This window comes from Flavimobilis marinus, from assembly GCF_900113055.1.
Classification (GTDB): Bacteria; Actinomycetota; Actinomycetes; order Actinomycetales; family Cellulomonadaceae; genus Flavimobilis; species Flavimobilis marinus.
The window spans coordinates 433,097-454,600 of the sequence record NZ_FONZ01000002.1; the positions used below are offsets into that span (position 1 = coordinate 433,097).

Genomic DNA, 21,504 nt, shown 5'->3' on the forward strand with positions numbered 1-21,504 from the left:
TCGCTCGGCCCCATCCAGCAGGTATAGCGTCACCCCTGTGCACTTCGTGATCATGGGCTGCGGCCGCGTCGGCGCGACGCTCGCCCAGTCGCTCGAGTCCAGCGGCCACTCCGTCGCTGTGATCGACCAGAGCTCTGAGTCCTTCCGTCGGCTGCCGGCCTCGTACGAGGGCAAGAAGGTCACCGGCCTCGGCTTCGACCGCGACACCCTCACCCAGGCCGGCATCGAGGAGGCGCACGCCTTCGCGGCGGTCTCCGACGGGGACAACTCCAACATCCTCGCTGCCCGCGTCGTGCGCGAGACGTTCGGGGTGGACAACGTCGTCGCCCGGATCTACGACCCGCACCGCGCCGAGATCTACCAGCGTCTGGGCATCCCGACGGTCGCGACCGTCCGCTGGACCGCGGACCAGGTGCTGCGCCGCATGCTGCCCATGGGCGCGACCGACGAGTTCCGTGACCCCTCGGGTGCCATCCGGCTCTGCCAGGTCGACCTGCACCCGGGCTGGGTGGGCCGCACCGTGCAGACCCTCGAGACCGCGACCGCGGCCCGGGTCGCCTTCCTGACCCGGTACGGCGACGGCGAGCTGCCGACCGCGAGCACCGTGCTGCAGGAGAACGACACCGTGCACATGCTGATCCGTTCCGACGACGTGCCTACGGTCGAGCGCGTTGTCACCCACCAGCCCGCCCAGGAGGTCTGATGCGCGTCGTCATCGCCGGTGCCGGGTCCGTCGGCCGCTCGATCGCCCGTGAGCTGCTGGGTCACGACCACGAGGTCACCCTCATCGACCGGCAGCCGTCCGCCATGCGCGTCGCCCAGGTGGCCGAGGCCGAGTGGCTCCTCGCCGACGCCTGCGAGCTGCCGACCCTCACCGAGGCGAAGGTCGCCGAGTGCGACGTCATCGTCGCGGCCACCGGTGACGACAAGGCGAACCTCGTCATCGCCCTCCTCGCCAAGACCGAGTTCGGCGTGCCGCGCGTGGTCGCGCGCGTGAACAACCCCAAGAACGAGTGGATGTTCGACGAGTCCTGGGGCGTGGACGTCGCCGTGTCGACGCCGCGCATCATGACGGCCATGGTCGAGGAGGCCGTGGCCGTCGGCGACCTGGTGCGGATCTTCACGTTCCACCAGTCGCGCGCGGACATCCTCGAGATCACGCTCCCGGCGGACTCGCCGCTGGCGGGCGTCCGCGTCGGCGCGGTGGACTGGCCGACCGACACGGTCCTGGCCGCGATCGTGCGCGGGCCTCAGCCGATCGCGCCGAGCGCGGACGACACCCTCGAGGCCGGCGACGAGCTGCTGCTCGTCACGGGGCGGGATGCGGACGAGTCTGCGCTGGCACGGCTGATGGCTGGCGCACCAGCACCCACGTCAACCACATCGTCAGGGCCCACAGCGGCACGCCCATGACGAGGCGCGCGGTGCCGAGCCACCCGATGCTCTCCGTCTGGTCGTCGAGGTAGAGCGGCAGCTGCACCGCGAGGCGAGCCGCGAACAGCGTCGCCCAGACCACAGTGGCGATCTGGTAGCGCCGCACGAGCGCCCGGTCGAGGCGCCAGCGCGAGAACCCGGCGAACGGATTCTCCGTCGTCGTCTGCCCCGTGCCGAAGCCGGCCCGCAGCGCCTCCACGACGATGCCGACGAGCGGCCACCGCACGGCCACGGAGATCAGGCAAGCGGCCAGGTAGGCACCGTTCGTCCACAGCCCGAAGGCGAAGAAATCTCTCGCGTCGCCGGAGCGCCAGGCCCACAGGACGCCGATGAGGACCCCAGCCACGCCGCCGAACGCCTGGGTGACCGGGGTGCGCTGCACCAGCCGGACGAGCACCGCGAGCAGCGCGACGCCGAGCGAGGCGACGAGCGTGGGCGTCAGGTCGAAGGTGATCAGGTACACGACGACGAAGACGAGCCCAGGCGCGAGCGCCTCGAGCACACCTCGCACGCCGCCCACGGAGTTCGCGAGCGAGAACTCGTCCTGGGTGAGGACGTTGACGCCGCGGGCCTGCGCGGGGACGGCGCCGTCGAGCGGGCTCGTCACTCGGCGTCCTCGGAACGGGCGAAGAGCTCGTAGCGCGGGTTGTAGATCACGCGTCGACCGTCGCGCGCGCACACGAAGCCGTCGACGACGACGCGGCGCCCGGGTTCGATGCCCGCGATGCGGTGCCGACCGAGCCACACGAGGTCGAGCGAGCCCGAGCCGTCGTACAGCTCCGCCTCGACCGCCTGGACGCGGTCGGTCGGCCGCAGGACGACCGACCGGATCACGCCGGACACCCGCACCGCAGCACGCTCGGGGCAGTCCCCCACGGCCGTCGTGCCCAGCTGGGCAGCGCTGGTGCGTTCCTCGCGGGCGGCGACCTCGTCCTGGGACGCCAGGGCCGCGCTGACCATCGACCCGATCTTCGCCGTGATGCTCACGGGTTCTCCGTACCTTCGGGGATGTCGTCCGCGGGTGGCGGCTCAGGGGCCACCGGACCCTCCGGGCTCTGCGCGGCCGGCTCGCTCGTGGGCTCCGCGGCCTTCGGCGGGGCCTTGGGGAGCGTCAGCGCGAGGACCTCGCGCGGTGCGCGCGGAGCGTCGTCGCGGACCACCACGACCTGGGAGAAGATGCCCTCGACGACGCGGGCGGCCTGCATGTCCGTCGCGCTCTTGCCCGTGATCACACCGCGCAGGAACCAGCGCGGACCGTCGACACCGATGAACCGGAGCACGCGGACGACCTTCTCGCCTTCCTTGGTGGTGGCCGGCACCTGGGCGAGGAGCTCCCGGCCGAACGGACCCGGGAGGTCGTCGACCTTGGCTCCCTGCGTCTGCAGCGACGCCATGATCTCCGCGCGGATCTCGTCCCAGATGCCCGTGGTCTTGGGCGCGGCGAACGCCTGGATCTGGATGGCCGAGCCGTCGACCATCACCGACGCACCAGTGACCGCCTGGGTCTTCTTGTCGATCTCCATGCGCACCTGCATGCCGTGCACGCCGGGGAGCCAGATGGCGCCGAGGTCGACGCGGTTGCCGCGGCCGGCCACCTGCGTAGCGTCCCAGGGGCCGTGCGCCGGAGCTGCTTCCTCGGCGGGAGGCGTCGTCGGCGCCGGGGTCGTGCCCGTCTCGGGCTCGGCGGTGCGGTCAGAACGGCGTCCAAACAGGCCCACTACGTGCTCTCCTTCGTCAGGTCCCGCTGGCGAGACATCTGCTCCAGCCTATGCCGGGTCGTGGCCGAGGTCGCGCACCGCGGCGGCGACGCCCCCGGTGGAACCGAACCCGCCGGCGCCTCGGTGCGATCCCGGAAGCGACTGCGCGCGGACGAACCGTGCGCGCTCCACGCGCTGGAAGACCAGCTGGGCGATCCTGTCGCCCCGCGCCAGCCGCACGGTCTGCGACGCGTCCGTGTTCAGCAGCGTGACGGCGATCTCCCCCCGGTATCCCGCGTCCACCGTCCCCGGGGCGTTCACGATCGTCACACCGTGGCGGGAGGCGAGGCCCGAGCGCGGGTGGACTAGCGCGACGTACCCGTCCGGCATCGCGATCGCGACGCCTGTGGGCACCGTGGCGCGCTGCCCCGGCGCGAGCTCGACGTCGACGCGCGCCACCAGGTCCGCACCCGCGTCACCTGGGTGCGCGTAGGTGGGCTCGGGGAGATCGGGGTCGAGCATCTGGATCAGGACGTCGACATCGCGGTCCTCGTGTGCAGTCACGGCGCGATCCTAGCCGCACCGCTCTGTCATGCTGGGAACCATGGTCTCCCCCTCTGCGCATCCCGCACCGGCGCCGTCCGAGCAGCACCTCCTGTTCCGGGAGCGGCTGCTGCCGGGGATCGGTGGGATCGCCGCGATCGTGGGCTTCGCCTTCGTCACGTTCGTGGCGCTGAGCGTCGTCGACCTGCGGGCCGCCTGGGCCACCGCCGTCGCCGTGGGCGTGGCCGGCCTCGTCGGCGCGTGGCTCACCGCTCCGGTGGTCGCCGTGCGGGACGGCGAGCTGCACGCGGGACGGGCCCACCTCCCCGTGAGCTTGCTCGGGCCGGTGGAGGTCCTGGACCGCGAGGGCGTCCGCGCCGCCATGGGCCCCGGGTACGACCCTCGTGCCTTCGTGTGCCTGCGGGCGTGGATCGGCGGCGCGGTCACCGCACCCGTCACGGACCCGGCTGACCCGACGCCGACGTGGCTCGTCTCGAGCCGCCGTCCGCGCGCTCTCGCCGCCGCGATCGAAGCAGCGCGCGCCGCCTGAGAAACGACGACGCCGGCCCCCCGAGCGGGAAGCCGGCGTCGCGGTGGAGCAGCGGATCAGCTCGCGCACTCCGTGCAGATCGGCTGGCCGTTCTTCTCCTCGGCCAGCTGGCTGCGGTGGTGCACCAGGAAGCAGCTCATGCAGGTGAACTCGTCGGCCTGGCGGGGCAGCACGCGGACGGAGAGCTCTTCGCCCGAGAGGTCGGCACCGGGCAGCTCGAAGCCTTCGGCCGCCTCGGCCTCGTCCTCGTCGACGACGCCCGAGCTCTTGTCGGAACGCCGCGCCTTGAGCTCCTCGATCGAGTCCTCGGAGAGGTCCTCCTCGGTCTTGCGGGGGGCGTCGTAGTCAGTAGCCATGCGTGGGGACACTCCGTGTGGTCTGGAAGGGCGATGTCGCGGGCGGCGCGGGGCGCGTCGCGTCTGGAGCGGCGGGTCGGGCCGCGGCCGGCAGGGCCACGGCGACGCTGGGTCGCAACGACGTGGCGATGGGATTGTGCATCATTTTCGTCAGCGTTGCACTCTGGCGCCCACGCCGGTCCGCTCCAGCAGTGTTCTCAACACCGCGACGGTCGACTTGCTTCCCGCGAGAAGCATGCGGTGGTCGGGGGCTCCGCCGCCGACGCCGACCACCACGCCACCGGCCTCGCGGACCACCAGCTCGCCTGCTGCGTGGTCCCACGGGCCGAGCGCTTCCTCGTAGTACGCGTCCAGCTGGCCCGACGCGACCCGGCACAGGTCGAGGGCCGCAGACCCGATGCGACGAAGGTCACGGACGTGCTCGAGCAGGATGGCGGCGGACCTGCCCTGGGCCGCGCGCAGCTCGGGGTCGTACCCGAAACCCGTGCCGACGAGCATCCCGGCGACCTCGACCCCGTCCGTCATCCACAGGCGTCGGCCGTCGGTCGCCGCACCGAGCCCCTGCCCGGCGCTCGTGCTCACGTCGGCGACGACGTCGTGGACCGCGCCCGCGAGCACGGTCCAGCTGTCCGGGCGCGGCGCGCCGCTCACCACCGCGACGGACACGGAGTACGAAGGCAGCCCGTACAGGTAGTTCACGGTGCCGTCGATCGGGTCGACCACCCAGGTCAGGCCCGAGGTGCCCGCCGTGGCCCCCTCCTCCTCGCCGAGCACGGCGTCGTCGGGGCGCGCGGCCGCGATCTCGCGGCGCAGGAAGGCCTCGGCGTCGGCGTCGGCGGCCGTCACCACGTCGGTCGCGCTGGACTTGGTCCGGAGCACCTCGACGCGGTCGGGCCGGTGCTCGCGCAGGCGGGCCGCGGTACGCCGGGCCAGGTCCTCGCACAGGGCGCGGAGGGCGGCGACGTCGGGCGTGGTCTGGTCGTCGGGCGTGGTGCGCTCGGGTCTCATGTGCCCAGTCTGCGGCGTCCGAAGCCCTGCCAGGGCCCCGGCGCGCGCCACCGCATCCGGAGCGAGACGAGCCTGACGACGAAGATGCCGACGACGACGGCGCCTCCCGTCGCGTAGCCGAGCACCCCCTGCTCGGCCAGCACGACCGTGACCACGGCCCCGAACGTCGCCGGGATCGCGTAAAGCTCGCGCTCGCGCAGGACGATCGGCGGCTCGCCCACGAGCAGGTCGCGCACGAGGCCGCCGCCGATGCCCGTGATCAACCCGACGAAGACGGCCGCGAGCGGGCCGACCCCGTGGTCGAGGCCCTTGTCCACGCCGACGACGACGAACATCGCCAGCGCGCCCGCGTCCAGCACGGTGATCCCCCGGCGCATCCGCTCCAGGCGCGGGTGGAAGAACTGGATCACGAGCCCGCCCAGCAACGACGTCAGGACGAGGTCCCACGACGTGATGCCCACCGGTGGCGTGGCGCCGATCAGGACGTCACGGATGATCCCTCCGCCGAGCCCGGTGACCCACGCCAGCAGCAGGACCGAGAAGACGTCGTAGCTCTTGCGCACCGCGGCGAGACCACCCGAGAGCGCGGCGCAGAAGACGGCCGCGAGCTCGAGGTAGTGCCGGGCGTCCTGCAGTATCTCCACGGGCCCGATCATGTCAGGCTGGAACGGCGTGGTGTGACGCGTCCGCGTGCGGTGCGGCGCGGCACACCGGGCCGCCTCCATCGATCCGACGGCGGCAGGTGGCACGCTCAGGGGAACTGCGCTGGGAGGATGCATGGCTGACGTGGAACTGATCGGGCTGGACGAGGACGGGGAGCATGTCGTCCTCGCGGCTTCCGACGGCACGCGCTTCCGGCTGCGCATCGACGAGCAGCTGCGCGCCGCCGTCCGGCGGGACCGGCCGCAGCTCGAGCAGCTGCGCGCGACCGCGATGTCGAGCCTGTCGCCCCGCGAGATCCAGGCACACATCCGCGCCGGTCTGAGCGCCGAGGACGTGGCGCGGAACGCGGGCATCTCGATCGAGCACGTCCGCCGCTACGAGGGCCCGGTGCTGGCCGAGCGCGAGTTCGTCGCCGACCAGGCCCAGCGCACGCGGGTAGGCCGCGACGCCGGCTCCCCCATGCTGGGCGAGCTCGTCACGGACCGCCTCGCGGCTCGCGGCGTCGAGCCGGACCAGCTGGTCTGGGACGCCGCACGCCCGGGCAGCGGCGGCTGGGTCGTGAGCGTCGAGTTCCCCGAGCGCGGATCCACCAAGCGCGCCGAGTGGGCGTTCGACGCGAGCGCGCGGACCGTCGCGGCACGCGACGACGAGAGCCGCGGGCTGTCCGAGACCGCGGTTGCGGACTCCCCCGTGCCGCGGCGTCACCTGTCTCCCGTGCGCTCGCGCGTGTTCGACATCGAGGCCACGCCGTTCGCGGCGCCCGAGCCCGCACCCGAGCACGCGGAGGCACCCGAGGCCCCCGCTCCCGAGGACCGCACGGCTGAGCTGCTGCACGACCTGCGAGCCCGCCGCGGTGTGCGCCAGGAGGTCGACGTCGAGATCGGTGTCGAGGACGACGAGAGCGCCGGCGAGTTCGAGGGCTTCGGGCCTCAGCAGGCGTTCCACTTCGACCTGCCTCCCGCAGCCGCACCCGAGGGCCGGCTGTTCACCCTGCGACCGAGCCCTGACTCGGCTGCCGACCCCGCCGACGACGGTCCGGCCACGGCACCGTTCGAGCCGGTGGACGTGCCGCGCACCGAGCAGCCGGAGCCCGCCGCTGTCGAACCGGAGCAGCCCGCGGTCGTCGACGACGTCCCGCCGCCGCTCGAGCGCGCGAAGCCTGCTCGCAAGGGCCGCGCGAAGGTCCCGAGCTGGGACGAGATCGTGTTCGGCGCCAAGCCCGAGGAGTAGTCCTCAGACGACCGCGGTCAGCACGGGGATCTCGACCTCGTCGGGGGTCAACGAGCCGTGCACGCCCACGAGCCCCAGAGATGCGCTCGTCTGGGTCGCTGAGTCGACGACGGTCGCGCGCCCCGTCGTCGCGACCACCACGTCACCGATCGCGGCACGCACGTGGTCGGCGACGTCGCCGAACCAGCCGGCGGCCTCGGCTTCCTCGCGCGTCACCGGCACGACCGCTCGTCCGAGGCGGTCCGACCAGCGCTGGACGACCGCGGCCGGGTCGGTGCCCGGGCTGACGTAGAGGTGGATGGCACGTGGTTCGCCGGCCACCAGCTCGATCCCCTCGGCGAGCGCCGGCTCGGTCGCGACGTCCCAGCGCTGGGCGGGATCGACGTCGACCATCCCGTGGTCGGCCGTGATCACGACGGTCGTGCCCCGCGGCAGCGAACGGACCAGCCTCCGCAGTGCACCGTCGATGTCCTCGAGCGCGGCACCCCACTCGGCCGACTGCCACCCGTGGTGGTGCCCTGCCTTGTCGACCTCTCCCCAATAGAGGTACGCGAGGCCAGGCTTGCGGAGCGTCGCGACGACCGCGTCCACCCGGGCGTCGAGCGACTCGGCGACGACGTAGCGCGAGCCGCGCAGGGCTGCACGCGTCATGCCGGACCCCGCGAACCGGGCAGGACCGACGGACGTCACGGCCACGTCGCGGGCCGCGAGCTGCTCGAACACCGTGGGTTCGCGCTGCACGTCCTCCGGGGTGGGCATGCCCTCCCACGACACCATGTTCGCGAGGCCGGAGGCACCCGCCGGGCGGATCGTGTAGCCGAGCATCGCCGTGCGCCCGGGAGCGGTTCCCGTGCCGAACAGCCCCATCGAGGCGGCGGTGGTGGAGGGGAACCCGCAGTACGCGACGCGTCGGTCGCCGAGCAGGCTGCGCAGGAACGGCGCGTGCCCCGACCTGCTCTCGAGGAGCCGAGCGCCAAGACCGTCGACGAGGACGACGCACACCCGCGAGGCCCGCGGGAGGCCGAGCGCCGCCGCCGCGTCCGGGGACGCGAGGCCCGTGGAGGTGGTCAGCGGGGCACCGAGGGCGTTCGCGCACGCAGGCAGGACGGAGCCCAGCCCGCCCGGAGCGTAGGTCGGTGCGACCAGACCTGCGGCGCGCAGGCGGCGCTGCAGGGTCACCGCGACGCTCCCCCTGTCGACGCGGCGGACAGGGCACGGGCGAAGGCGAGGGCGTCCTGGACGGACTCCTGACCCTCGGCCTGGGCGCTCACGCGCAGCACGAGGTCGTCCGGGGTCATGCTGCCCGTGAGACCGTGGTCCGCCTCGCAGGACGGGTCCGGGCACGTCGCGGGCTCGAGGTCGAGCCGGTTGATCGCGCCCCAGCCGATCGCGAGCGTGACCTCGATCGGGGGGGCACCCGGCCGGTACCGCTCCGGGTGCTCGACCACCTGGGTGAGGGCGACGGAACGCACGGCGGACACCGGGACCACCTCGGTGGTCGCGGCCGCGCTGGCCGCCGGGTGCTCGGCATCGGCGGGCTGGTCGTCCACATGGGCGGAGACCAGCCGCGTGGCCGTGAGCGCGAGGGCGGTGACGTGACGGCGCACCTCGGTGCTCGAGAACGTGGTCTCGACGTGCACGAGGTGCGCGCTCACGGGCTCGGCCCCCAGGGCGCCCTCGAGGATGTCCATCACCAGGTCGGGGTAGTAGCCAGCGCGGACGAGGGCAGCCCTCAGGTCGGCACGGCTGTCGGAGGTCACGTGTGGCACGCGCCCATCCTCCCACCTCGACCGACCTGCCCGCGGCCTCACCACGGCAGGGCCCGCCGGTCGTCGCCGCTGCGCGAGGCCGGTGCCATCTCGCACCGGGCGCCGAGCACGTGCACCCCCGTCGGGGTGACCACCACCGGGTTGAGCTCGAGGCTGCGCAGCACCGGGAGCGTGTCAGCCATGCGGGACACCCGCTCGACGATGTCCTCCAGGCCGGCCACGTCCATCGGGGGCAGACCGCGGTACCCGAACAGGCGGGGAGACGCGCGGACCCCGCGCACCATCGCGTGCACGTCGGTGTCCGTCAGCGGCGGGATGCCGTAGCTCACGTCGTCGAGGAGGTCGACAGCGTCGCCCGCCAGCCCGAACGACACCACGGGCCCGAACAAGGGGTCCTCCTCCGAGCGGAGCACGCAGGCGACGCCGGAGGGGACCTGGTGCTGCACCTCGAGGGGCATCGTGGTCCCGAACTGGCGGACCATGAGGTCCTCCATCTGCGCGAAGTGGTCGCGCACCGCGTCGGCGCTCGTGATGTCGAGACGGATCCCGCCGAGGTCCGCTCGGTGCCGCAGCGACGCGGCGGTGCTCTTCACCACGACCGGCCAGCCCAGCTCCTCGGCCGCCGCGACGGCCTCGTCGGCGTCGGTGACGACCCGTGAGGGCACGAGCGTGATGCCGTACCCCGCCAGAAGCTCGGCGACCTCGTGCGCCTCGAGCGTCCGGGGGCCGGTCGCGGCGAGAGCCTCGGCTCGCTCGTGGGCGTCGTCGGCGACCTCCGGTGCGACGTACGTGCCGTGGCCGCGCGCGCGCCACTGCGCGTACCGGACGACCGCCGCGAGCGCGAGCACGGCATCCTCCGGGGTGGCGTAGGCGGGAACCTGCCACGGGTCGCCCGCAGCCGTCGTGGTGGCGAGGTCCGGAACGAGCCCGTGCCGGCCCAGCACCGAGGCCACGGTGGGCCGGCCGGTGCGAGCCGCCGCGTGCGCCACGGCCCGGACGAAGCTCGTGCTGCCCGGGCCGAGCACGGGGATGTGCACGGCGACGACCGCGTCGACGTCCGCCAGCGCGTAGACGGAGTCGACGGCCGCGCGCACGTCCGCGTCGGCCCAGCCCTCGGGGACGACGCCGGTCGCGGGGACGACGTCGAGCCCGGCCGACGCGGCAGCCTCGGCGACCAGCGCGGCGAGGGCAGGCGAGCTCGCCACCACCGCGACCCGAGCGCCCGCGGGCAACGGCTGGGTGTCGAGCAGCTGGGCGATGTCGATCATCTGGTGGGTGTTCTCGGCCCGGATGACCCCAGCCTGGCGCATCATCTCCTCGAGCGTGCCCCGCGGCGCCTGGGTCGCGCGGACCACGTGCCCCGGGGGCACGACCTGGCCCGAGCGCCCCGCGGTGACGACGACGACGGGCTTGACGGCAGCGAGCCGCCGCGCGAGCCGGGAGAACTTGCGCGGGTTACCGATCGACTCCAGGTACAGGCAGGCGACCGTGGTGGCCGTGTCCTCCTGCCAGAACTGCATGAGGTCGTTCCCGGAGACGTCGGCGCGGTTGCCCGCGGACAGGAACGTCGACAGCCCGAGGCCGCGCCGCTGCAGCGTGGCCAGCAGGGTGACGGCCGTCGGTGCGGACTGGCAGAACACCCCGATGCTGCCCGCGAGAGGCACGGGTCCGAGCGTCGCGGTGAGCGGCCCGTCGGCGCCCGCCCGCGCGAGACCGTAGGAGCCGGGCCCGACGACGCGCATGCCGGCGAGGTGGGCGGCACGCAGCAGCCGGCGCTGGCGGTCGAGCCCGGCCGCGCCCGTCTCCGCGTACCCCTCGTTCACGACGACGAGCCCGCGCACCCCGAGCCGCGCGAGGTCCGGGACGACCTCCAAGAGCTCGTCGGGCGCGAGCGCGACGACCGCGAGGTCGACCGGCCCCGTCACCTCCTCGAGCTCGTGGTGCCCCCGGGCACCCGCGGGTACCGGCAGGCCGCTCGCGCGCGGCGCCACTACGTGGACGTCCTCGCCGGCGGCGGCCAGCGGCGCCAGCGACGCGAGCACGCGGGCCGCCGCCGCCTCGTGCTCCTCGTCACCCACGAGCACCACGACCGAGCGGGCCTCGAGGATCGCGCTCACGCTGCGGGCCTCGGCTCGCCGCTCGCGCTCGGCGACGACCGACCGGGAGCGCTCGGTCGGGTCGAGCTCGACGGTGACCGTCACGATGCCGTCGTCCACGTGCTGGGAGACGTCGTACCCGGCGTCGCGGAACACGGCGAGCATGCGCCCGTTCTGCGGCAGGACCTCGGCGGTGAAGCGCCGCACGCCGCGCTCGCGGGCGGCGGCAGCCACGTGCTCGAGGAGCACCGACCCGATGCCGCGGCCCTGCTGGGTGTCGGCGATGTTGAAGGCGACCTCGGCGACGTCGGGCCCGATCTTGTCGTAGCGTGCCACGCCGATGATGTGCTCGGTGTCGTCGACGGTGCGCAGCGCGACGAGGGCGACCCGGTCGACGTGGTCAACGGTCGTGAAGCGCACGAGGTCCCGCTCGGGGAGCTTCGCCATGGCGGCGAAGAACCGCAGATACGTGGAACGCTCCGACTGCGCGACGTGGAAGGCCTGCAGCGCGGGCGCGTCCGAGGGGCGGATCGGACGGATGTGCGTCGTCGTCCCGTCACGCAGGACGGCGTCTGCCTCCCACCCGACGGGATAGCCGGTCCCGGTCACGTCGTCGTCCATGAGGCCAGGCTATGCGGTCCCGCCCACGGCCGGTGCGGCGCGCCTGGCTCGGGGCACCACGGACAGCGGCGACAATGGACGCCGGACCGCCGCAGCCACCGCGCGGCGCCGCACCCGACGAAGGAGACCACGCACGCATGACGCCGCGGAACGCGAAGACCGACGCCGCCGGTGACGTCCCCGAGAAGATCGTCGACATCGACGTCACCACGGAGATGGAAGGCTCGTTCCTCGAGTACGCCTACTCCGTGATCTATGCGCGGGCGCTGCCCGACGCCCGGGACGGCCTCAAGCCGGTGCAGCGACGGATCCTGTTCCAGATGTCCGACATGGGGCTGCGCCCCGACCGCGCGTACGTGAAGTCGGCGCGCGTCGTCGGCGAGGTGATGGGCAAGCTCCACCCGCACGGCGACACCGCGATCTACGACACCCTCGTGCGGATGGCCCAGGACTTCACCCTGCGCCTGCCGATGGTGGACGGCCACGGGAACTTCGGCTCGCTCGACGACGGCCCGGCCGCGGCGCGGTACACCGAGGCGCGCCTCGCGCCCGCGTCGCTCGCGATGACCGCCGACCTCACCGAGGACGTCGTCGACTTCGTCCCGAACTACGACAACAAGCTGACCCAGCCCGAGGTCCTGCCCGCCGCGATCCCCGCGCTGCTGGTCAACGGCGCCTCCGGCATCGCCGTCGGCATGGCCACGAACATGGCGCCGCACAACCTCGTCGAGGTCGTGGCCGCCGCCCGCCACCTGATCGCGCACCCCGACGCGACCGTCGAGGACCTCATGCGGTTCGTGCCGGGCCCGGACCTGCCCACGGGAGGCAAGATCGTCGGGCTCGAGGGCGTGCGCGACGCCCACCGCACCGGCCGCGGCTCGTTCCGCACCCGCGCCACCACCCGGATCGAGAACGTCAGCGCCAAGCGCAAGGGCATCATCGTCACCGAGCTGCCCTACCTCGTGGGCCCGGAGAAGGTGATCGAGAAGATCAAGGAGGGCGTGCAGAACAAGCGCCTCACCGGGATCACCGCGGTCATGGACCTCACGGACCGCAGCCACGGCCTGCGCCTCGTCATCGAGATCAAGAACGGGTTCAACCCGGACGCGGTCCTCGAGCAGCTGTACCGGCTGACCCCGATGGAGGACTCCTTCGGGATCAACAACGTCGCGCTCGTCGACGGCCAGCCGCGCACCCTGGGCCTGCGCGAGCTCGTCCGGGTGTGGGTGGACCACCGCATCGACGTCGTCAAGCGACGCTGCGAGTACCGGCTGGGCCGCAAGCGCGACCGGCTGCACCTCGTCGACGGCCTGCTCGTGGCGATCCTCGACATCGACGAGGTCATCGAGGTCATCCGCACCTCGGACGACTCCGAGACCGCCCGCGGTCGGCTGCGCACCGTCTTCGACCTCTCGGAGGCGCAGGCCGAGTACATCCTCGAGCTGCGCCTGCGGCGCCTGACCAAGTTCTCGCGCATCGAGCTCGAGGCCGAGCAGGCGGCGCTGCGGGCGGAGATCGCCGAGCTCGAGGAGATCCTCGCCTCCGACGCGCGGCTGCGCGGGGTCGTCAGCGAGGAGATGGCCGAGGTCGCCCGGGTGCACGGCACGCCTCGCCGCACGGTGCTCCTGGAGTCCTCGGGCCAGAACGCCCCCGCCGGGCGCAGCGCGTCGTCCGCGATGCCGCTCGAGATCGCCGACTCTCCCTGCTGGGTGCTGCTGTCCGGCACGGACCTCCTCGCGCGCACGGCCTCCGGGGACGAGCCCGTGCGTGAGGAGCAGCGGCGCGCGCACGACGTCCTGCGCTCGACGGTCGCGTGCACGGCCCGCGGGCAGGTCGGCGCGGTGACCAGCCGCGGCCGCGTCGTGCGCGTCGACGTGCTCGACCTCCCGACGCTGCCGGCGACCGAAGGAGCACCCTCGCTCTCGGGCGCGGTCCCTGTCTCGGAGATCGTGGAGCTCGAGGCCGGCGAGCGCATCCTGGCGCTGACGTCGCTCGACTCGTTCGCGCCGACGCTCGCGCTGGGCACGGCCCAGGGCATCGTCAAGCGCGTCGCGCAGGGAGACGTGCCCGCCGGACGCGACTCCTGGACGGCGATCACGCTGAAGGAGGGCGACGAGGTCGTGGGGGCCGCCGCCTGCACGAGCGACGACGAGCTGGTCCTGGTGGCGTCCGACGCCTCGCTGCTGCACTTCCCCGCGTCGCTCGTGCGTCCGCAGGGGCGCACCGCGGGCGGGATGGCGGGCATCAAGCTCGGCCCGGGCGCGCACGTGGTGCACTTCGGCGTCGTTCCCGCAGGGCACGCCTCAGACGCGGTCGTGGTCACTGTCGCCGGTGTCTCGGGCGCGCTGCCGGGAACCGAGACCGGCTCGGCCAAGGTCACGCCCTACCCGCTCTATCCCGCCAAGGGCCGGGCGACCGGCGGCGTGCGCTCGCACCGCTTCCTCAAGGGCGAGGACACGCTCGTGGGCGCCTGGGTCGGAGCCGCGCCCGCGCACGGGATCGGCGCAGGCGGGCAGAGCGTCGACCTGCCGGAGCCCACCGAGCGTCGCGACGGCTCAGGCACCCCGCTGCCTGCCCCGCTGCACGCGATCGGGTGACGACCCTGCCGACGGCTCTCAGGCCCGGGCGGGCACCGGGGCGCTGGGGCGGCGGACGGCTCCGCGCAGGCTCGCTCCCAGGAGGCGGAGCACGCCGACCGCGATGAGCGCCTGAGCGCTGATGTAGGTGAGCATGACCCAGAAACCCATGGCGGGGATCTGCACCTCGGGTGCGAACGCCCGGAGCGCGATCAGAGAGTCGGACACGAGGAACACGAGCCCACCGACCCCGACCGTGCGCGAGACCCCCGTCGCGAGGACCGACATGCTGAACAGGCACAGTCCGTAGACCACCACCGGGCCCAGCAGCGGCCCCGCCTGCTCCCCGCAGAGCGCCACCAGCCCGATCAGGGCCGCCGCGTACACGCCGAGCACCCATGGCCGCCGGACCGCTACGGACGAGCGGCGGAAGGGCCAGAACGCGACGATCAGCACGATCTGCGCGACCAGGAAGAAGCCGACCATCGCGAGGAAGCCAGCGTCGCCTTCGAGGAGGCGCGGGACGGCGTCGCCGAGCCAGGAGAACCCCAGCGCGACGAGCAGGAGCCTGACGAGCCGCTCGCGGCGGCCCGGACCCGCCGTCAGCGCGACGTAGGCCGCCAGCGCGGGCATCAGCAGCACCTGCGTGACGTCCGCGAGGAGGTCGCGGTTCCCCAGCAAGGCCGCGAGGTGCACGAGCGATACCCCGACGCTCACCCCGATCGCCACCCGTGTCGTCATCGTCCGCACCGTGCCACCCCCGTCGTCGATGGCGGTCACCCTAGCGCGTGGCGAGGGCGCCCGTGGCCAGCACGGCCACGGGCGGCGCCGTCACAGCTCGATCGTGTAGGTGCGGCTCATGTGCGTCTGGCGGTAGCCGAGCGACGCGTAGAGGTCGTGCGCCCCCGAGGGGTTCTTCGTGTCCACCTCCAGCTGGGCGTACTCGACGCCGTCGGCCTGGTAGGCACGCATCGCCTCGGTCAGCAGGGCGGGCGCGAGGCGCCGGCCACGGTACTCGCGACGGACCCCGAGGAGCTCGGTGTAGCCGGTCGAGTACCCGACGACGTCCCACACGTGGTCGTACCGGCCCGAGACGAGGTAGGCCGCGACGTGCGGCTGCTCGGACGCGTCCTCGTCGAGGACCGCGAAGGTCCACTGCGGCGCGAACGTGGCGCGGCCCTTGGCCCATGACTCCGGCGTGGACGGCTCGCTGCCCCAGTGGTCGCGGAACGCGTCGTTGTGCGCGAGCCGGATCGCGTCGTCGATCTCCTCGCTCCAGGGCACGACGCGCAGCCCGCGGGCGAGCGTCGGCGGCTCGGGCAGCGGCTCGGACAGGTCGCGGCGCACCACGGACCAGTACCGGCCGACCGTGAACCCCGCCGTCTCGAACAACTCCTGGCGGGCGGTGTCCCCGTCCGCACAGTCGACCGCGAGGCGAGCCGGCAGCTCCTTGCCCTCGGCGACGAGCATCTGCCTGCCGCGCGCGACGAGCCAGGCCAGCAGCGCGGTGCCGATCCCGCGGCCCCGGACGTCCGGGTGCACGGTGCCCGACAGGAACGCCCGCACGGTCCGGGTGTCCCCCGGCTTGATCTCCGCCCAGCCGGCGGCGCGCAGCACCCCGGCGCCGTCGACACCCGCCACCGCGTCCGTCTCGAAGTTCTTCCAGGGCCCCTCGAAGATTTCGGTGACCTCGTCGCGGGACGTCCGGTGCGGCGCCTCGTCGGCGACCTCGGAGGCGTCCAGCAGCGCGTGCAGGGCGTCTGCGTCGGCGGCCGCGAGCGGGCGCCAGGTCAGGTGTTCGGTGGGAAGCTCGGGCAGGGTTTCGGGCGCAGCGACGCGGCGGTTGATGGGGGTCATCCGACCACTTTAGGGTCCGGGCTCCCCGCAGCGCACGCCTGGCGGGTCGCTCCGCGCGTCGCTCCGGGCTCGGTCAGGCGTCGATCTTGGCCCGGTCGAGCTCCTGCGCGCCGGCCACGATGAACTCCTTGCGCGGAGCGACATCGGACCCCATGAGGAGCTCGAACACGCGCTCCGCGCGCTCGGCGTCGGACAGCGTCACGCGGCGCAGCGTGCGGAACTTGGGGTCCATCGTGGTCTCTGCGAGCTGGTCGGCGTCCATCTCCCCGAGGCCCTTGTACCGCTGGATGTCGTCCTTGTAGCGGCGTCCGGACTTGTCCAGCTTCTTGAGCGTCGCGTTGAGCTCAGCCTCCGAGTACGTGTAGATGTACTCGTTCTTGCGGGAGCCGGCGCCGATCACCTCGACGCGGTGCAGCGGCGGGACCGCCGCGAACACACGACCCGCGTCGACCATGGGACGCATGTAGCGGAAGAAGAGCGTCAGCAGAAGCGTGCGGATGTGCGCGCCGTCGACGTCGGCGTCCGTCATCAGGACGACCTTGCCGTAGCGCGCGGCCTCCAGGTCGAACGAGCGGCCCGAGCCGGCTCCCAGCACCTGGATGATCGCGGCGCACTCCGCGTTGCGCAGCATGTCGGAGATGGAGGCCTTCTGGACGTTGAGGATCTTCCCGCGGATGGGCAGCAGCGCCTGGAAGTCCGACGAGCGTGCGAGCTTGGCTGTCCCCAGCGCGCTGTCACCCTCGACGATGAAGAGCTCCGAGCGTTCGACGTCGTCGGACCGGCAGTCGGCCAGCTTCGCGGGCAGGGACGAGGTCTCGAGCGCGTTCTTGCGGCGCGAGATCTCCTTCTGCTTGCGCGCCGAGAGCCGGGCGCGCATCTCCGCCACGACCTTGTCCAGCAGGAGCGAGGCCTGGGACTTGTCGTCCCGCTTGGGCGAGGTCAGGATCGCGCCGAGCTGGGTCTCCACGACCTTGGCGACGATGGCCCGGACCGGTGCCGTACCGAGGACCTCCTTGGTCTGCCCCTCGAACTGCGGCTCCGCGAGACGCACGGTCACCACGGCGGTCAGGCCGGCGAGCACGTCGTCCTTCTCGATGCGCTCGGCCGAGTCCTTCGTGGAGACCTTCAGGCGTCGCGCGTTGATCTCGACCTGCTTGCGCAGGAGCTTCAGCAGCCCAGCCTCGAAGCCGGCGGCGTGCGAGCCACCCTTCGGGGTCGCGATGATGTTCACGTACGTCCGGACGGTCGTGTCGTAGCCATGACCCCACCGCATCGCGATGTCGACCTCACACTCACGCTCGACCTCGGTCGGCACGAGGTGCCCGACCGCATCCAGCACGGGGACGGTCTCCGTGAACGTGCCCGACCCCGTGAGCTTCCAGGTCGCGGTCACCGGCGCGTCGGGCGCGAGGAACTCGACGTAGTCCACGGTCCCGCCGTGGTGCACGAAGGTCTCCTCGTGCGGCCCCTCGGCCCCCGGTGTTCCGGGCATGCCGCGCTCGTCTCGCAGGGTGATCGTCAGGCCGGGCACGAGGAACGTCGTCTGACGGATGCGCTCGACGAGGTCCTCGTAGGAGAAGACCGCCGTCTTGGGGAACACCTGGCGGTCAGCCCAGTACCGCACGCGCGTGCCGGTGCGGCCGCGGGCGACCTTGCCCACGACGGCGAGCTCGGAGCCCGACACGAAGGGCGTGAACGGGGCGTCCGGCGTGGGGCCTGCCTTCGGGTCCGCGAACGTGCCCGGCTCGCCGCGGTGGAACGTCATGCGGTGGGTCTTGCCGCCGCGGTCCACCTCGACGTCCAGCCGGGCCGAGAGCGCGTTGACGACGGACGCTCCGACGCCGTGCAGGCCGCCGGACGCCGTGTACGAGCCCCCGCCGAACTTCCCACCGGCGTGCAGCTTGGTGAACACGACCTCGACGCCGGTGAGGCCGGTCTTGGGCTCGAGGTCCACGGGGATGCCGCGTCCGTCGTCCCGCACGGTCACCGAGCCGTCGGGGTGCAGCACGACGTCGATCGCGGTGCAGTGCCCACCGAGCGCCTCGTCGACGGAGTTGTCGATGATCTCCCACAGGCAGTGCATGAGACCGCGCGAGTCGGTCGAGCCGATGTACATGCCGGGGCGCTTGCGCACCGCCTCGAGCCCCTCGAGCACGGAGAGGTGACGGGCGTTGTAGCTGGACTCGTTCAGGACGCTGGACACAAGGCCCCACCTTAGTTCGAGACCCCGACACTCCCGGGCTCGCCATGCCGCCGACCACGCGCCGGCTCGGTGCCGACTACGCGGGTGGCGAAACTGTGACCTTTTCAGGAGGCGGAGCCGCGCAACGATGGTTGGATAGCAGCATGAACACCACGACGAGCGCACCGCTGACCGTAGCCGATCGGTGTGACCGCTGCGGCGCCCAGGCGTACGTGAAGGTCACCCTTCCCGCAGGCGAGCTCCTCTTCTGCGCGCACCACGCCCGCGCCCACGCCCCGGCGTTCGAGGACATCGCGGTCGACATCCAGGACGAGACCGACAAGCTGCTGGCCGAGGAGAGCGCCGGCGTCCACTGACGTCGCTCTCGCTCGAGGTCGGAGGCCGGCCACCCCGCGGGGTGGCCGGCCTTCGGCGTCCTACGCAGGCTCTCCCCTATGCTCGGCTCCGACGCCGGGAGGTCCGGCGCGCAAGGAGGCACTGTGGCCGACGACGTCCGCACCGAGCTCCAGGACGGCGTCCTGACGCTCACCCTCGCCCGCCCGGGCAAGAAGAACGCGCTCACGCAGGGCATGTACGCGGCGCTCGGCGCACGCATCGGCGACGCTGACGGCGACCCGGAGGTCCGCTGCGTCCTGATCGCGGCGGACGGCGACACCTTCTGCGGGGGAAACGACCTGCAGGACTTCGCCGCGATGGCCCAGGACCCCGACCTGCGGTGGCAGGGGAACCCGCTCCTGACGGCGCTCACGGAGACCACCACCCCGGTCGTGGCGGCGGTGCAGGGCCCCGCGGTGGGCATCGGGACCACCCTGCTGCTGCACTGCGACGCGGTCGTCCTCGCCGACGACGCCCGGCTGAGCACGCCATTCGCCGACCTGGGCCTGGTCCCGGAGGCAGCCTCGAGTCTCCTGCTTCCCGCGCGGGTCGGGCACCTGCGGGCGTTCGCGATGCTCGCGCTGGGCGAGGTCGTCCCCGCGGCCCGGGCCGTCGACTGGGGGCTGGCGAGCACGGTCGTCCCCGCGTCCGAGCTCCTGGCCACCGCGCTCAGCCTCGCACGCGCCGTCGCCGACCGTGCGCCCGGTGCCATGGCCACGACCAAGGCGCTCCTGCGCGACGTCGGGGCGCTCACGGCGCGACTCGACGTGGAGGGCGCGGCCTTCGTCGAGCGGCTGCGCTCCCCCGAGGCACGCGCCGCCTTCGAACGCTTCCTGGGGCACGCCGGCTGAGCGTTCCCTGCCTCAACGCACGACGGCCCGCACCGGACATACCGGTGCGGGCCGCGTGGCGGTGAAGCTCAGTCCAGGTAGTCGCGCAGAACCTGCGAGCGGCTCGGGTGCCGCAGCTTCGACATCGTCTTCGACTCGATCTGACGGATGCGCTCGCGCGTCACGCCGTAGACCTTGCCGATCTCGTCCAGCGTCTTGGGCTGCCCGTCGCTCAGACCGAAGCGCATGGCGACCACGCCGGCCTCGCGCTCCGACAGCGTGTCGAGCACCTGGTGCAGCTGCTCCTGCAGCAGCGTGAAGCTGACCGCGTCGGCCGGCACGACGGCCTCGGAGTCCTCGATGAGGTCGCCGAACTCGCTGTCGCCGTCCTCACCGAGGGGCGTGTGCAGCGAGATGGGCTCGCGCCCGTACTTCTGGACCTCGACGACCTTCTCGGGCGTCATGTCGAGCTCCTTGGCGAGCTCCTCCGGGGTGGGCTCGCGGCCCAGGTCCTGGAGCATCTGCCGCTGCACGCGCGCCAGCTTGTTGATGACCTCGACCATGTGCACCGGGATGCGGATGGTGCGGGCCTGGTCGGCCATCGCGCGGGTGATCGCCTGACGGATCCACCAGGTGGCGTAGGTCGAGAACTTGTAGCCCTTGGTGTAGTCGAACTTCTCGACCGCGCGGATCAGGCCGAGGTTGCCCTCCTGGATCAGGTCCAGGAAGAGCATGCCGCGGCCGGTGTAGCGCTTGGCCAACGAGACGACGAGGCGCAGGTTGGCCTCGAGCAGGTGGTTCTTGGCGCGGCGACCGTCGCCCGCGATCCACTCGAGCTCACGGCGAGCCTTGGGCGCCATGTCCGTGTCCGCAGCGAGGCGCTCCTCCGCGAAGAGGCCTGCTTCGATGCGCTTGGCGAGGTCGACCTCCTGCTCGGCGTTGAGGAGGGCGACCTTGCCGATCTGCTTGAGGTAGTCCTTGACCGGGTCCGCCGTGGCCCCCGCGGTGACGACCTGCTGCGCGGGTGCGTCGTCGTCGTCCGCGTCGGAGTAGACGAACCCCTTGTTCTCGTCGGTCTCCTCGACCTTCACGGGCTCGGCGTCGGCGTCGATCTCGTCCTTCGGGTCGACGGCGACGCCGTCGGGGACGTCCACCTTCGCCTTGGCGCGGCTTCGGGGAGCGGCAGCCTTGCGCGGGGCGCGCTTCTTGGGAGCGGCCTCCTCGGCCGCGGGTGCCTCAGCGGGCTCGTCGCCGGCAGGAGCGTCGGAGTCAGGAGCCTCGGCAGCCGCGAGTGCCGCTGCCTTCGCCACTGCGGCCTTGCTCGGGGCGCGCTTCTTCGGCGCGGGAGCGGCTGGCTCGGCCGCCGCGTCACCGTCGACGGGTGCGGCCGTCGCGGTCGCTGCCTTCTTCGGCGCGCGAGCGGTCGACGACGTGGCCCGGGCAGACGCGGCCGCGGCGACCTTCGTCACGGGGACGGGGAGGGCGACCTCGACACCGATCATCGTGAGCGCCCGGTACACGGCCTTGAGCCGCTTGGGGTCGTCGATGCTTGCCTCCTCGCACGCGAGCCGGAAGCTCTCCGCGTCGATGCTGCCGGCGCTCGCGCCACGGGAGGCGAGCTCCTGCAGTGCGGGGTGCTCGAACTCACGCGGGAGGGCGGGGTGGGAAGACGTGGACGCCACAGATGACCTTTCGG

The 21,504-nt window shown here is 72.8% G+C and carries 21 protein-coding genes; 7 read left to right on the forward strand and 14 right to left on the reverse strand.

Annotation, left to right across the window (positions count from 1 at the left end; all coding sequences use genetic code 11):
• The first annotated feature begins 52 nt into the window (after positions 1-52).
• The gene (locus BMZ30_RS07025) at positions 53-703 is read left to right on the forward strand and encodes a potassium channel family protein (RefSeq protein WP_093377378.1); all 651 of its coding nucleotides are present in this window, start codon (positions 53-55) and stop codon (positions 701-703) included.
• Positions 703-1,413: a potassium channel family protein gene (locus BMZ30_RS07030; protein ID WP_093376561.1), complete on the forward strand. Its 711-nt coding sequence runs from the start codon at positions 703-705 to the stop codon at positions 1,411-1,413. The genes BMZ30_RS07025 and BMZ30_RS07030 overlap by 1 nt, the downstream gene beginning before the upstream one ends.
• Here the strand turns inward: BMZ30_RS07030 and BMZ30_RS07035 are convergent.
• From BMZ30_RS07035 to dut, 4 genes are read right to left on the reverse strand one after another with little or no spacing between them, the layout of a single operon-like run.
• A complete protein-coding gene (locus BMZ30_RS07035) occupies positions 1,310-2,041 on the reverse strand; it encodes a DUF3159 domain-containing protein (protein WP_093376565.1) in 732 nt (243 codons plus the stop codon). The two genes, BMZ30_RS07030 and BMZ30_RS07035, sit on opposite strands and share 104 nt — an antisense overlap.
• Positions 2,038-2,421, reverse strand: coding sequence for an OB-fold nucleic acid binding domain-containing protein (locus tag BMZ30_RS07040; RefSeq protein ID WP_229828528.1), 384 nt, complete (start codon positions 2,419-2,421; stop codon positions 2,038-2,040). Before BMZ30_RS07040 ends, BMZ30_RS07035 begins: the two co-directional genes overlap by 4 nt.
• Complete coding sequence (locus BMZ30_RS07045; RefSeq protein ID WP_093376568.1) at positions 2,418-3,152, reverse strand: DUF3710 domain-containing protein; 735 nt, start codon at positions 3,150-3,152, stop codon at positions 2,418-2,420. The genes BMZ30_RS07040 and BMZ30_RS07045 overlap by 4 nt, the downstream gene beginning before the upstream one ends.
• 48 nt (positions 3,153-3,200) lie before the next feature.
• Positions 3,201-3,695 carry a dUTP diphosphatase gene (gene dut / locus BMZ30_RS07050; RefSeq protein WP_268248158.1) on the reverse strand — a complete coding sequence of 165 codons (495 nt, stop codon included), beginning with the start codon at positions 3,693-3,695 and terminating at the stop codon, positions 3,201-3,203.
• Positions 3,696-3,735: 40 nt separating this feature from the next.
• Between dut and BMZ30_RS07055 the strand changes: the two genes are divergently transcribed.
• Positions 3,736-4,224, forward strand: coding sequence for a DUF3093 domain-containing protein (locus tag BMZ30_RS07055; protein WP_229828527.1), 489 nt, complete (start codon positions 3,736-3,738; stop codon positions 4,222-4,224).
• 56 nt (positions 4,225-4,280) lie between these two features.
• On the opposite strand, the gene BMZ30_RS07060 is transcribed toward BMZ30_RS07055, so the two are convergent.
• From BMZ30_RS07060 to BMZ30_RS07070, 3 genes are all read right to left on the reverse strand, one after another.
• Complete coding sequence (locus BMZ30_RS07060; protein ID WP_093376574.1) at positions 4,281-4,580, reverse strand: DUF4193 domain-containing protein; 300 nt, start codon at positions 4,578-4,580, stop codon at positions 4,281-4,283.
• A gap of 150 nt (positions 4,581-4,730) precedes the next feature.
• Positions 4,731-5,588: an inositol monophosphatase family protein gene (locus BMZ30_RS07065; protein WP_093376576.1), complete on the reverse strand. Its 858-nt coding sequence runs from the start codon at positions 5,586-5,588 to the stop codon at positions 4,731-4,733.
• A complete protein-coding gene (locus tag BMZ30_RS07070) occupies positions 5,585-6,232 on the reverse strand; it encodes a trimeric intracellular cation channel family protein (protein WP_229828526.1) in 648 nt (215 codons plus the stop codon). Before BMZ30_RS07070 ends, BMZ30_RS07065 begins: the two co-directional genes overlap by 4 nt.
• Positions 6,233-6,365: 133 nt before the next feature.
• On the opposite strand from BMZ30_RS07070, the gene sepH reads away from it, so the two are divergent.
• A complete protein-coding gene (gene sepH / locus BMZ30_RS07075; RefSeq protein ID WP_093376578.1) occupies positions 6,366-7,481 on the forward strand; it encodes a septation protein SepH in 1,116 nt (371 codons plus the stop codon).
• 3 nt (positions 7,482-7,484) lie between these two features.
• Here the strand turns inward: sepH and BMZ30_RS07080 are convergent, their stop codons facing one another.
• From BMZ30_RS07080 to BMZ30_RS07090, 3 genes are read right to left on the reverse strand one after another with little or no spacing between them, the layout of a single operon-like run.
• Entirely contained in the window at positions 7,485-8,660 is a 1,176-nt protein-coding gene (locus BMZ30_RS07080) for an alkaline phosphatase family protein (RefSeq protein ID WP_308430765.1), read from the reverse strand.
• The gene (locus tag BMZ30_RS07085; protein ID WP_093376582.1) at positions 8,657-9,250 is read right to left on the reverse strand and encodes a DUF5998 family protein; all 594 of its coding nucleotides are present in this window, start codon (positions 9,248-9,250) and stop codon (positions 8,657-8,659) included. Before BMZ30_RS07085 ends, BMZ30_RS07080 begins: the two co-directional genes overlap by 4 nt.
• A 38-nt stretch (positions 9,251-9,288) precedes the next feature.
• Positions 9,289-11,967: a bifunctional acetate--CoA ligase family protein/GNAT family N-acetyltransferase gene (locus BMZ30_RS07090; protein WP_093376585.1), complete on the reverse strand. Its 2,679-nt coding sequence runs from the start codon at positions 11,965-11,967 to the stop codon at positions 9,289-9,291.
• A 137-nt stretch (positions 11,968-12,104) separates the two neighbouring features.
• Between BMZ30_RS07090 and BMZ30_RS07095 the strand changes: the two genes are divergently transcribed.
• A complete protein-coding gene (locus tag BMZ30_RS07095) occupies positions 12,105-14,564 on the forward strand; it encodes a DNA gyrase/topoisomerase IV subunit A (RefSeq protein ID WP_093376588.1) in 2,460 nt (819 codons plus the stop codon).
• Positions 14,565-14,582: 18 nt separating this feature from the next.
• On the opposite strand, the gene BMZ30_RS07100 is transcribed toward BMZ30_RS07095, so the two are convergent.
• The 3 genes from BMZ30_RS07100 to BMZ30_RS07110 all read right to left on the reverse strand — a co-directional run bounded on the left by BMZ30_RS07100 (position 14,583) and on the right by BMZ30_RS07110 (position 18,603).
• A complete protein-coding gene (locus BMZ30_RS07100; protein ID WP_093377388.1) occupies positions 14,583-15,284 on the reverse strand; it encodes a lysoplasmalogenase family protein in 702 nt (233 codons plus the stop codon).
• Between the two features lie 90 nt (positions 15,285-15,374).
• A complete protein-coding gene (locus BMZ30_RS07105) occupies positions 15,375-16,400 on the reverse strand; it encodes a GNAT family N-acetyltransferase (RefSeq protein WP_093376592.1) in 1,026 nt (341 codons plus the stop codon).
• Positions 16,401-16,473: 73 nt separating this feature from the next.
• On the reverse strand, positions 16,474-18,603 hold the full coding sequence (locus tag BMZ30_RS07110) for a DNA gyrase/topoisomerase IV subunit B (protein ID WP_093376595.1): 2,130 nt from the start codon (positions 18,601-18,603) through the stop codon (positions 16,474-16,476).
• Positions 18,604-18,746: 143 nt separating this feature from the next.
• Here BMZ30_RS07110 and BMZ30_RS07115 point away from each other — a divergent pair, with 143 nt between their 5' ends.
• Positions 18,747-18,959, forward strand: coding sequence for a DUF7455 domain-containing protein (locus tag BMZ30_RS07115; protein WP_093376598.1), 213 nt, complete (start codon positions 18,747-18,749; stop codon positions 18,957-18,959).
• Positions 18,960-19,082: 123 nt separating this feature from the next.
• Positions 19,083-19,829 (forward strand): enoyl-CoA hydratase-related protein, encoded by a 747-nt coding sequence (locus BMZ30_RS07120; RefSeq protein ID WP_229828525.1) that lies wholly within the window; start codon positions 19,083-19,085, stop codon positions 19,827-19,829.
• A gap of 68 nt (positions 19,830-19,897) precedes the next feature.
• On the opposite strand, the gene BMZ30_RS13915 is transcribed toward BMZ30_RS07120, so the two are convergent.
• Entirely contained in the window at positions 19,898-21,490 is a 1,593-nt protein-coding gene (locus BMZ30_RS13915) for an RNA polymerase sigma factor (protein WP_093376603.1), read from the reverse strand.
• Positions 21,491-21,504: the final 14 nt, after the last annotated feature.